Source organism: Cellulomonas sp. P2_B4 (assembly GCF_056404795.1).
In genome coordinates, this window is sequence record NZ_JBFUDI010000012.1 from 56165 (window position 1) to 67490 (window position 11326).

Here is an 11326-nt window from a genome sequence, read left to right on the forward strand (position 1 = left end):
TGCGGCGTGTGCGCCTCCCCTGCCAGCGTCCCTGAACCGGGCCGATGGCGCCACCTCTTCTCATCTGCGGCGAGGTAGCGTCGCACGGATGGACCTGCCTCACCGCCGCGCCGGCGGCCTGTCGCTGCCCGTCGTCTCGCTCGGGCTCTGGCAGAACTTCGGCGACTCGACACCGTTCGCCGACCAGCGCCGGCTCGTCCTGCACGCCGTGGACCGGGGCGTCGTGCACCTCGACCTGGCGAACAACTACGGCCCGCCGCCGTTCGCGGCCGAGTCGTCGGTCGGACGACTGCTGGCCACGGACCTGCGTCGCGACGAGCTCGTCATCACGACGAAGGCCGGCTACCGCGCGTGGCCCGGGCCGTACGGCGAGCACGGCTCGCGCAAGTACCTGCTCGCGTCGCTCGACGAGTCGCTGCGACGCCTCGGCACCGACCGAGTGGACGTCTTCTACAGCCACCGGTTCGACCCGGACACCCCGCTCGAGGAGACCCTCGGAGCACTGCGCGACGCGGTCCTGTCCGGCAAGGCCCTCTACGCGGGGATCTCGTCCTACTCGGCCGACCGGACCGTCGCGGCCCTCGAGGTCGCCCGCTCGTTCGGGCTCCCGCTCGCCGTGCACCAGCCGGCGTACTCGATGCTCAACCGCTGGGTCGAGCGACCCGGCGCCGACGGGCGCTCCCTGCTCGACGTCGCCGCGGCAGCGGGGATGGCGGTCGTCGCCTTCTCCCCTCTCGCGCAGGGGTTGCTGAGCACCCGGTACCTGCACGGGATCCCCGCCGACTCACGTGCCGCCCGCGGAGGACCGCTGCGACCGGAGTGGATCACCGACGAGGTCCTCGACCACGTCCGCGCCCTGGACGCCATCGCGCGCGCAGGCGGACGGACGCTCCCCCAGCTCGCGCTCGCGTGGGTCCTGCGCGACCCGCGGGTCACGTCCGTGCTGGCCGGCGCGCGCACCACCGACCAGCTGGACGAGAACCTCGCCGCCGCCACCGCGTCCCCGCTCGACGACGACGAGCTCGCCGCGATCGAGCCGCACGCCGTCGAGGCGGGGATCAACCTGTGGGGGTCCCGGTCGAGCGACCTGTGACCGGCAGGTGGCGCTCCCACCAGCGCAGCACGTGCTCGAACCGAGCCTTCCGGTGGTTCGGGGTGCCCGAGCGGGTCAGCTCGTGGCCCTCGCCCGGGAAGAGCAGCAGCTCGGCCTCGACCCCGCGCCGCTTGAGCTCGACGAACCAGCGCTGCCCTTGCTCGACCGGGCACCGCCAGTCCTGCTCGGAGTGGATGACGAGCGTGGGCGTCGTGACCTCCCCGACGTGGGCCATCGGCGACTGCGCCGCCACCGCCGCCGCACCGGCCTCGTCCGCGGCGTCGCCGACGTAGTCCAGGCCGAAGAACCAGCCGATGTCGCTCGATCCGACGAAGCTCACCGGGTCGAGGAACCCGCGTTCCACGATCGCCGCCCGGAAACGGTCCGTGCGCGTGGTCAGCCACGCCGTCAGGTACCCGCCGTACGAGCCGCCCATCACGCCGACCCGCTCACCGTCGAGCTCCGGGTCGTCGAGCGCCGCCCCGAGGAGCGCGAGCACGTCCTCGGTGTCCACCGCCCCGAACGCACCCCGCAGCTCGCGACCGTGGGTCGCGCCATACCCCGACGACCCCCGCGGGTTGCCGTACACGACCGCGTAGCCCGCCTGGGCGAGCACCTGGACCTCGTCGAACAGGCCGTGCGTGTACTGCGAGAACGGGCCGCCGTGGATCATCAGGATGGTCGGGTGCGGTCCGGCACCGTCGGGTCGCACCACCCACCCGTGCACCGGGTACCCGTCGGACGACCGCGCCGTGATCTCGACAGGCACCCGCACGCGCCCCGTCTCGCGCAGCGGCGCCGACAGGTCCGTCCGGGACACCGCCTCGCCGGTGGCGGGATCGACGACGACCAGGTCGCCGGACGACGTGGGACCCGCGGCCGTCGCGACGACGCGGCCGCCCCCGACCGCAGCGCCTGAGACCACGACCGGACCGTCGAGGAGCGTGCGCAGCGAGCCGTCCGGGCCGACGTGCACCAGGTGGACCGCGCCGCGGGCCTGGTCGGCGACGACGACGCCGCCCTCGTGCTCCGCGAGGACGCTCGTCAGCAGGTCCACGCTCTCCGGGTCCGTCAGCCGGACCGGCTGTCCCGGTGCGCCGTCGATCGTCACCCGGAACAGCCCCACCTGCGCGGCTATGAAGTCGCGTCCCGACTCGCCCACGTCGCTCGCGAGCAGCCACACGGCCGTCCCGTCCGCCGACGGCAGGACCGCCTCCACGTCGAGGGTGCTGCCGGCGTCCGCGTCGGTGAGCGGAGCGGGCGTCTGCGGGTCGCCGTCCGGGTGCGCCTGGACCACGACGGCGTCCTGCCGCAGGTCGGACTCGTGGCCCGCGTGCCGCGCGCTGACGGCGACCAGGGCGTCACCGGACGGCAGCCAGCGGGCGCCGTCCACGCCGACGTCACCGCTGGTCAGCGTCACCGAGGGCGGCAGCTCGTCCGTCCCGTCCGACGGGACCTGCACGACGAACAGGTGCTGGGGTCGGTCGCGGACGAAGCCGACGCCGTCCGCGCGGTACTTCAGCTCGGTGATGTGCCGCGGCGGCTCCGAGCCCGGCCGACCGTCCGGCTCGTACCGGCCCGCCTCCGGGACCCGCGCCAGGTAGGCGATCCGGGTGCCGTCCGGGGAGAAGCGGGGCGCCGACGCCCCGAGCGGCGCGTCGGACAGCCGGACCGGCTCGCCGCCCGACGACTCGACGACGTGCACCTGCGGCTTGCCCTGCGGCTCCGAGCGCAGGAACGCCACCCAGCGGCCGTCGGCGGAGACGTCCGGGGCGGTGTCGCGATGGCCGCGGGTCAGCCGGCGCGGACCTCCGTCGCCGTCCGTCAGCGGGACGGTCCACAGGCCGCCGGTGTACTCGTCGTCCGAGAGCCGTGGGTGCACCACCGAGACGACAGCACTGCTGCCGTCGGGGAGGACCGCGGGTGCGCCGGGGACGTGCAGGAGCTCGATGTCTGTAGGAAGCACCCGTAGAACCTATGCCGCGGCACCCACGGGCGTCGCGACGGACACGGTCAGTCGCGGACGGCCGGCTCGTCCTCGGCGACGACGTCCTCGGCGGAACCGGACTCCGTCTCGTGCTCCGCGCGCAGCACCGTGATCGCGGCCTCGAAGTCCTCGAGCGAGTCGAACGCCTGGTAGACGGACGCGAACCGCAGGTACGCCACCTCGTCGAGCTCGCGCAGCGGACCGAGGATCGCCAGACCGATCTCGTAGGCGTCGATCTCGGCGGATCCGGCCGCGCGCAGCGTCTCCTCGACCTTCTGCGCGAGCAGCGCCAGGTCGTCCTCGCTGACCGGGCGACCCTGGCAGGCCTTGCGCACCCCGCCGGCGATCTTCTCGCGGCTGAACGGCTCGGTGGCTCCCGACCGCTTCACCACGGACAGGCTCGCGGTCTCGACCGTGGTGAACCGGCGGTTGCAGCTGGGGCACTGGCGCCTGCGGCGGATGGTCGAGCCGTCGTCCGAGGTCCGCGAGTCGACGACCCGCGAGTCCGGGTTTCGGCAGAACGGACAGTGCACCGGATCCCCTTCGAGTGCGTGACGCCGCGCGGCGGCGCGGCGTCGTCAACGCCTCCGTGACGGTAGGCCAGCGGCCGCCCGGTCGCAAGGCGCCTCCCACGGCACCTCGCACGCCCGGACGGCCGGGGACGTGGCGAGGGCGGCCGCCGTCGTGGCGACCGCCCTCGCGGGGACGCCCCCGTCCCCAGATCACGGGCCGACTCGCCTCGGCGCCGCGCGTACCGCGGTCGGTGCCCACGGCTCGCGCCGCACACACCCCGCACCTCCAGGCGAGCCCCCCAGCCCACCGTGTGAGGTAAGGCTAACCTAGCCGACCCGCGGGCCCCTGACAAACCTCTCCAGGATCCCGGCTCCCCGACCACCCACCGCTCAGACGAGCAGGTCGATGGAGCAGGTCGGCGGAGCAGGTCGGCGGAGCAGGTCAGTGGAGCAGGTCAGTGGGGCGCGTCAATCGACCAGCAGGTCGGCGGAGCGGGTCGATGAGCAGGGACGGCCGAGCAGGTCGGTCCGACGGCTCAGTCGAGCGGGACGACGATCACCTGACCGGCCATCAGACCGGCGTCCGGAAGCTCGTTCATGCGGACCAGCTCGAAGACGACGTCGCGCACGTCCTGGCCGGGATCGGCGATCTGGCTGGCGATCTGCCACATCGTCTCGCCTGGCTGCACCACGTGGCTCTCGACCTGCTGCGCGCGCTGCGGGCCGTCTGCGACGGCGCGGCCGGCCACCAGGACCGCCATGACGACGATCACCAGCGCGAGGAGCCAGAGCACGACACGGCCCCGCCCCGTGAGGGACAGGTGCGACAGCCCACGGTCGTCGACCGCGCGGACCGGGCGGACAGCGCGGGCAGAGCTGGTGCGTCCCGAGACCTTCGGCAGCGCCGGTGCCATCGCCATCGTGCTCATGATGTCCCTCGTCCTCGTTCGGCCGGGTGGATCCCGGCGGTCCTTCGTCGGTGGCGATCCACCGGAAATCCGGGGAACTCCTCCGCCGACCTTGTCGAACAGGTGTTCGTCGTACGTCTGTACGATGTCTACCAGCATCCGCCGACACTTGTCGAGACACGATCGAACAGATGTTTGATCTTCGTGCTCGAGTTCCCTAGGCTGGCGATGCAGGACAAGCGGACCACGAGCCACTGACACGACCGCCGGACGGCCTCACTCATCGCCAGAGGACCGAGCATCGTCGCAGGTCAGAGGCTCGAGAGCACGGCAGCGGCAAACAGGCGGAGCTCACGACCGCCCGACACAGGAGGAGCGCAGTGACGGACTCACGGGACACGTCCCAGCCCGGCCAGGTCGACACGGACCTGGCGACGATCCACGCCCTCCCGGACGGCGCGCCCGGCCCGGACGGCCTGACGGCCCGTCAGCGCCTGGTGCTCGACACCATCCGTTCGTCGGTCGAGTCCCGCGGCTACCCCCCGAGCATGCGCGAGATCGGCGAGGCCGTCGGGCTGACCAGCCCGTCGAGCGTCAAGCACCAGCTGACCGCCCTCGAGCGCAAGGGCTACCTGCGCCGCGACCCCAACCGGCCCCGCGCCATCGAGGTCGTGCACGCGGACGACTCGCGCGGCGTCGGCACGTGGACCGCGCCGGACGGCACCCGCGAGGCGTTCCCCGACCAGGCCGAGGGCGAGCGGATGCCCGCTCCGTCCTACGTCCCGGTCGTCGGCCGCATCGCCGCCGGTGGTCCGATCCTGGCCGACCAGGTCGTGGAGGACGTCTTCCCGCTCCCCCGCCAGCTCGTCGGAGACGGCGACCTCTTCCTGCTGAAGGTCGTCGGCGACTCGATGATCGACGCGGCGATCTGCGACGGCGACTGGGTCGTGGTGCGGCGCCAGCCCGTCGCGGAGCAGGGCGAGATCGTGGCGGCCATGATCGACGGCGAGGCCACGGTCAAGACGCTCAAGCGGATCGACGGCCACGTCTGGCTGATGCCGCACAACCCGGCGTACCAGCCGATCCCTGGCGACGAGTCGACGATCCTCGGGCGCGTCGTCAGCGTCCTGCGCAGCCTCTGATCCGTCCGCGGGTGCGCACGTGAGCGCACCCGCGGCCGGCAGGATCCGGCGCTCCGGGCCATCCTGGAGCCGGCGCGACGTCGGACGAGAGGAGCAGCTGATGCCCGGAAGGATCCCCGACCCCCGGATCAAGGACCTGTCCGCCCTCGACGCCCTGCGGGACGGCGGCGCGAGCTACGACGACTGGTCCGTCGACGAGCTAAGGCACCGCGCGGCGGAGCTCGACATCCCCGGGCGCTCCCGGATGCGCAAGGACGAGCTGATCGCCGCGCTGCGACGCCGCTGACTCGCGGTCAGAAGCCGAACTGCCGGGCGACCTCCCGGACGGCGTCGGCCGACCGGCGCAGGCCCCACAGCTCGTCGTCCGTCAACGGGATCGGGAGCCGTTCTCCCACGCCGTCGTGCCCGACGATCGCCGGCACCGACAGGCAGACGTCGTCGATGCCGTAGTAGTCGGTGAGCAGCGACGACACGGGCAGCACCCGGCCCTCGTCCTTGAGGATCGCCTCGATGATCCGCGAGCCCGCCAGCGCGATCGCGTAGTTCGTCGCGCCCTTGCCCTCGATGATCCGGTAGGCGGACTCGACGACCTCGCGCGTGATGTCCTCCCGGTCCTGCCGGGTCAACGGGCCTCGGCCGCCCTGTCCCGGCCACTCCAGCAGCGGCACCGAGCCGATGCTGGCCGAGCCCCACAGCGGGAGCTCGCTGTCGCCGTGCTCACCGGCGATGTACGCGTGCACGTTCTGCACGGCGACGCCGGTGTACTGCGAGATGAGGTAGCGCAGTCGCGAGGAGTCCAGCACGGTTCCGGAGCCGAACAGCTGGGTCGACGAGAGACCCGAGACCTGCAGCGCGGCATAGGTGACCACGTCGACCGGGTTGGTGACCATGACGTACACCGCGTTCGGCGCTACTTGTACAAGTTTGGGTAGGACGGCCTTCACGACGGCGATCGTCGCTCCGGCGAGCTCGATCCTGGACTGACCCGGCTTCTGCTTGGCGCCCGCCGTGAACATCACGACGTCGGCGTCGGCGCACACCGCGATGTCGTCGGAACCGATCACCTGCGCCATGGGCATGAACTGGACGCCGTGCCCGAGATCGAGCGCCTCCGCCTGCACCTTGGCGGCGTCGATGTCGTAGAGCGCGACCGTGCGCGCCGCCCCGCGCAGGAGGGCCGCGTACGCCATCGTCGAGCCGACCGCGCCTGCGCCCACGATCGCCAGCTTGGTGCCTCGTGCGGACCGGGAGGGTCGCAGTCCGAGGTCTTCCACGTCCAGGCTCTCGGTCACGAACGGGCCGTCCTCTCGAGGAAGTCATGGGGCCGACGGGTGGTCTGCGAGTTCGAGGCTAACCCGTGCCCGTGAGGCGGCGCAGGGCGGCGAGGGCCGTCGCGCGGTCGGTCGTCCGCCAGAAGTCGGGCAGCGAGCGGGTCAGGAACGGTGCGTAGCGGGCCGTGGACAGGCGCGGGTCGAGCACGGCCACCACACCCCGGTCGCTGCTGGTCCGGATCAGCCGACCGGCGCCCTGGGCGAGCAGCAGGGCGGCGTGCGTCGCGGAGACGGCGAGGAACCCGTTCCCGCCGGCCTTCTCGACCGCGTCGGACCGGGCGGACTGCACGGGGTCGTCGGGCCGCGGGAAGGGGATGCGGTCGATGATCACGAGCGTGCAGGTGCTGCCGGGGACGTCGACGCCCTGCCACAGCGACAGCGTCCCGAACAGGCACGTGGCCTCGTCGGCGATGAACTGCGAGACGAGGGTGGGCAGCTGGTCGTCGCCCTGCACGAGGATCGGCACGTCGAGGCGCTCGCGCATGGCGGCCGCGGCGGCGTTCGCGGCCCGCCGCGATGAGAACAGGCCGAGCGTGCGTCCGCCGGCCGCGGTCACCAGCTCGGCGATCTCGTCGAGCTGGGCGTCGGTGGCGGGCTCGCGACCCGGCGGCGGAAGATGCCGTGCGAGGTAGAGGATGCCCTGCTTCGGATAGTCGAACGGGCTGCCCACGTCCAGGCCGTGCCACGGTACCGACGACGGGGGCGCGGGGGCGTCGTCGTCGATCGAGGAGGGCCCCACGGCCGCGGCGGCCGGCTGGACCTCGAGGCCGACGGCGCGGGCGATCGGGTCGAACGACCCCCCGAGCTCCAGCGTCGCGGACGTGAGCACGCCGGACCGGCCGGCCAGCAGGTGCGTACGGATCAGGCCGTTGACGGCCAGCGGGGCGGCGAACAGCTTGGTGGAGACGTTGCCCCGGCGGTCCTCGGAGCGCGCGCACCACAGGACGGTGTGCTTGGTCTCCTCCGGGTCGGCGGCCATCCGCTCGGCCACCTCGTACAGGGCGAGCATGGTCGCCTGGGCCATCTTGCGGCCGGCGTCCTGCTGCGGCTGCCCGGCGCCCTCGGGCTTGAGCACGCTGAGCAGCGTGCGGGTGGCGTCGCGGACCGCGGCCACCGCGTCCCGGGCCGCCGGCGGGAGCCCCTCGCGGAACCGCGCCTCGGGCAGGTTCACCAGGACCGAGGCCATCGCCTGGCTCGCGGAGTCCAGGTCGGTCGTCGGGATGCCGCCGTGCCGCCGGGCGAGCCGGGAGGCGTGCTCGATGACCGCCACCGACAGCTCGGAGGTCGCCTGCGCCGTGACCCGGTCGGTGAGCTCGTGCGCCTCGTCGACCACCAGCACCTGGTGCTCGGGCAGCACGTTGGGCGAGCCGGAGGCGGCGATCCCCAGCATCGCGTGGTTGGTCACCACGACGTCGGCCTCCCGCGATGCCGCCTTGGCCCGCTCGGGGAAGCACTCGGTGAGCATCGGGCACTTGGTGCCCAGGCACTCCAGGGACGCGACGGAGACCTGCCGCCACGCCCGGTCCGTCACACCGGGCACGAGGTCGTCCCGGTCGCCGGTCGTCGTCTCCTCGGCCCACTCGCGCAGCCGGACCACCTGGGCACCGAGGTTCTCGCCGACGCCCTCGGCCGCCGGGTGCTCGGCGGCGCCGGCGTGGTCGCCCAGGTCGAACAGCGTCGCGGCGTCGTCCTCGGGGTACCCGCCGGCCACCTTGTGCACGCACACGTAGTTGTGCCAGCCCTTGAGCAGGGCGATGCTCGGCGTCCTCGGCAGGTGCGGCTCGAGGGCCTTCGCGACGAGGGGCAGGTCGCGCGTCATGATCTGGCGCTGGAGGGCGAGCGTGGCGGTGGAGACGACCACGTGCTCGTTCTCCAGCACGGCGTGCCGCACGGCGGGGACGAGGTAGCCGAGCGACTTCCCGGTGCCGGTGCCGGCCTGGACGAGCAGGTGCTCGCCCTTGTCGATGGTCTCGGCGACCGCGACCGCCATCTGGTGCTGGCCGTCGCGACGGATGCCACCGAGCGCTCCGACCGCGACGTCGAGGAGGTCCTCGACAGAGGGGTCGGTGTCCGGCACCGCGTCAGCCTAGTGGCGCGCCGCGGCCTCGAGCTCCGCGGCCAGTCCCGCGTCCACCCGCGCGCGGATGGCCGTGCCGTCCGCGGTGTGCTCCTCGGTCTGGATGTCCCCGTGCTCGTGCACACGGCTGATCAGGTCGCCCCGGTGATAGGGCACCACCAGGTCGACGCTCACGCCGGGGCGCGGCAGCTGGTCGGCCACCAGGGCCTGCAGCTCCGCGATGCCCTCGCCGCTGTGCGCCGAGACGACGATCGAGTGCACCTCGCGCGAGCGCAGCCGCGCGATGGTCTCGGGCGTCGCCAGGTCGGCCTTGTTGAGCACGATGATCTCGGGCACGTCCATGGCGCCGGGGATGTCCGCGAACACGTGCCGCACGGCCGCGATCTGGCCCTCGGGGTCGGGGTGCGACGCGTCGACGACGTGCAGGATCAGGTCGGCGTCGGCCACCTCCTCCAGCGTCGAGCGGAACGCCTCCACCAGCTGGTGCGGCAGCGACCGGACGAAGCCGACCGTGTCCGCGAGCGTGTAGATCCGACCGTCGATGGTCTCGGCGCGGCGCACGGTCGGGTCGAGGGTGGCGAACAGCGCGTTCTCGACGAGCACCCCGGCGTTGGTCAGCCGGTTGAGCAGCGACGACTTGCCCGCGTTGGTGTAGCCCGCGATCGCGACCGACGGGATCGCGTTCTTCTTGCGGGACGCCCGCTTGGTGAGCCGTGCGGGCTCCATCGCGGCGATCTCGCGGCGCAGCTTGGCCATGCGGTTGCGGATGCGCCGGCGGTCCAGCTCGATCTTTGTCTCACCTGGTCCGCGCGAGCCCATGCCCGCGGCGGCGCCGCCGACCTGGCCACCGGCCTGCCGGGACATCGAGTCGCCCCAGCCACGCAGACGCGGCAGGAGGTACTCCAGCTGCGCGAGCTCGACCTGCGCCTTGCCCTCCCGCGACTTGGCGTGCTGGGCGAAGATGTCGAGGATCAGGGCGGTCCGGTCGACCACCTTGACGCGCACGATGTCCTCGAGCGACCGGCGCTGCGACGGTGCGAGCTCCCCGTCGATCACGACGGTGTCGGCGCCGACAGCTGCGACGAGGGTCGCGAGCTCGGCCGCCTTGCCCGAGCCGAGGTAGGTGCCCGGGTCGGGCTTCATGCGCCGCTGCAGCAGGCCGTCCATGACCTGCGACCCGGCGGTCTCGGCGAGCGCCGAGAGCTCGCGCAGGGAGATCTCGGCGTCGGTGACGGTGCCGGAGCCCCAGACGCCGACGAGCACGACCTTCTCCAGCCGCAGCTGGCGGTACTCGACCTCGGTGACGTCCTCGAGCTCCGTGGACAGCCCCACGACGCGGCGCAGCGACGTGCGCTCCTCGAGCTCCAGCTGGTCCCCGTCGTAGGACGAGTGGACCGTCACGCCGGCCTGCAGCGCGGTCCCTGCCCTGGCGAGCACACGGGCCACGACGTCGTCGGCCACGTCCTGCGCGGACCGGGTCACCGGGGTGTCCTGCGTCTCGCGGGTGGTGTGCTGCGGGTCGTTCACGCGGTTCCTCTTCTCGTTGCCTGTCCCCAGGGTCCCACGCGTGCGCGCCCCAGGCCGAGGCATTTCGCTGCGGGCCGATCCGCCACCCATGGGTAGGGTCGGCGCCGTGAGCGAGCACGACCACTACTTCACCGCACAGCCCGCGTCCGCCGACGAGCGCCGCGTCCTGCGCGTGCACCTGGCCGGCCGGGACCTCGAGGTCGAGACGGCCCGCGGGATCTTCTCCCCCGACCACGTCGACCTGGGCACACGGGTGCTGCTCGACCACGCGCCCGACGCCCCACGCACCGGCGACCTGCTCGACCTGGGCTGCGGCTGGGGTCCGGTCGCGCTCACGCTGGCGCTGGAGTCCCCGGGCGCGCACGTCTGGGCGGTCGACGTCAACGAGCGGGCGCTGGACCTGGTGCGGCGCAACGCCGAGCGCGTCGGCGCCACGAACGTCACCGCGGCCCGCCCGGACGAGGTTCCCGACGACGTGGTGTTCGCCGCGATCTGGTCCAACCCGCCGATCCGCGTCGGCAAGGAGGCGCTGCACGAGCTGCTGCTGCGCTGGCTGCCTCGGCTCGCGGACGGCGGGGACGCGCAGCTCGTCGTCGGCAAGAACCTCGGGGCGGACTCGCTCCAGCGCTGGCTCGTCGACGCGCTGCCCGTCACGGTCGAGCGGACCGCGAGCGCGAAGGGGTTCCGCGTCCTGAGCGTGAGCCCGTCGTGACGCCGGACGCCGAGTGGCGTCGCCTGCGCACCACCAC

The 11326-nt window shown here is 73.0% G+C and carries 10 protein-coding genes; 4 read left to right on the plus strand and 6 right to left on the minus strand.

Annotated features, from left to right (window positions below; all coding sequences use genetic code 11):
• The first annotated feature begins 88 nt into the window (after positions 1-88).
• Complete coding sequence (locus AC1DZC_RS17485; RefSeq protein ID WP_477044156.1) at positions 89-1093, plus strand: aldo/keto reductase; 1005 nt, start codon at positions 89-91, stop codon at positions 1091-1093.
• Here the strand turns inward: AC1DZC_RS17485 and AC1DZC_RS17490 are convergent.
• From AC1DZC_RS17490 to AC1DZC_RS17500, 3 genes are all read right to left on the minus strand, one after another.
• Positions 1059-3059, minus strand: coding sequence for a S9 family peptidase (locus AC1DZC_RS17490; RefSeq protein ID WP_477044157.1), 2001 nt, complete (start codon positions 3057-3059; stop codon positions 1059-1061). The two genes, AC1DZC_RS17485 and AC1DZC_RS17490, sit on opposite strands and share 35 nt — an antisense overlap.
• Positions 3060-3106: 47 nt before the next feature.
• Positions 3107-3613, minus strand: a complete 507-nt coding sequence (gene nrdR, locus AC1DZC_RS17495; RefSeq protein ID WP_477040768.1) for a transcriptional regulator NrdR — start codon at positions 3611-3613, stop codon at positions 3107-3109.
• 515 nt (positions 3614-4128) lie between these two features.
• Positions 4129-4521, minus strand: coding sequence for a LysM peptidoglycan-binding domain-containing protein (locus AC1DZC_RS17500; protein WP_477044158.1), 393 nt, complete (start codon positions 4519-4521; stop codon positions 4129-4131).
• A gap of 359 nt (positions 4522-4880) precedes the next feature.
• Here AC1DZC_RS17500 and lexA point away from each other — a divergent pair, with 359 nt between their 5' ends.
• On the plus strand, positions 4881-5642 hold the full coding sequence (gene lexA, locus AC1DZC_RS17505; RefSeq protein WP_477044159.1) for a transcriptional repressor LexA: 762 nt from the start codon (positions 4881-4883) through the stop codon (positions 5640-5642).
• A 100-nt stretch (positions 5643-5742) separates the two neighbouring features.
• Positions 5743-5928 carry a Rho termination factor N-terminal domain-containing protein gene (locus AC1DZC_RS17510; RefSeq protein WP_477044160.1) on the plus strand — a complete coding sequence of 62 codons (186 nt, stop codon included), beginning with the start codon at positions 5743-5745 and terminating at the stop codon, positions 5926-5928.
• Positions 5929-5935: 7 nt separating this feature from the next.
• Here AC1DZC_RS17510 and AC1DZC_RS17515 read toward each other — a convergent pair whose 3' ends face one another.
• Genes AC1DZC_RS17515 through hflX form a run of 3 tightly spaced genes read right to left on the minus strand, consistent with a single transcriptional unit; the run spans position 5936 to position 10577 of the window.
• Positions 5936-6934 carry an L-lactate dehydrogenase gene (locus AC1DZC_RS17515; protein WP_477040764.1) on the minus strand — a complete coding sequence of 333 codons (999 nt, stop codon included), beginning with the start codon at positions 6932-6934 and terminating at the stop codon, positions 5936-5938.
• 58 nt (positions 6935-6992) lie between these two features.
• A complete protein-coding gene (locus tag AC1DZC_RS17520) occupies positions 6993-9050 on the minus strand; it encodes an ATP-dependent DNA helicase (RefSeq protein ID WP_477044161.1) in 2058 nt (685 codons plus the stop codon).
• A 9-nt stretch (positions 9051-9059) separates the two neighbouring features.
• Positions 9060-10577: a GTPase HflX gene (gene hflX, locus AC1DZC_RS17525; RefSeq protein WP_477040762.1), complete on the minus strand. Its 1518-nt coding sequence runs from the start codon at positions 10575-10577 to the stop codon at positions 9060-9062.
• A gap of 106 nt (positions 10578-10683) precedes the next feature.
• On the opposite strand from hflX, the gene AC1DZC_RS17530 reads away from it, so the two are divergent.
• Positions 10684-11289: a class I SAM-dependent methyltransferase gene (locus AC1DZC_RS17530; protein WP_477040761.1), complete on the plus strand. Its 606-nt coding sequence runs from the start codon at positions 10684-10686 to the stop codon at positions 11287-11289.
• Positions 11290-11326: the final 37 nt, after the last annotated feature.

Coding starts and splice junctions, on each gene's coding strand:
- AC1DZC_RS17485 (WP_477044156.1), top strand. CDS start 89: ATGGACCTGCCTCACCGCCGCGCCGGCGGCCTGTCGCTGCCCGTCGTC.
- AC1DZC_RS17500 (WP_477044158.1), bottom strand. CDS start 4,521: ATGAGCACGATGGCGATGGCACCGGCGCTGCCGAAGGTCTCGGGACGC.
- AC1DZC_RS17510 (WP_477044160.1), top strand. CDS start 5,743: ATGCCCGGAAGGATCCCCGACCCCCGGATCAAGGACCTGTCCGCCCTC.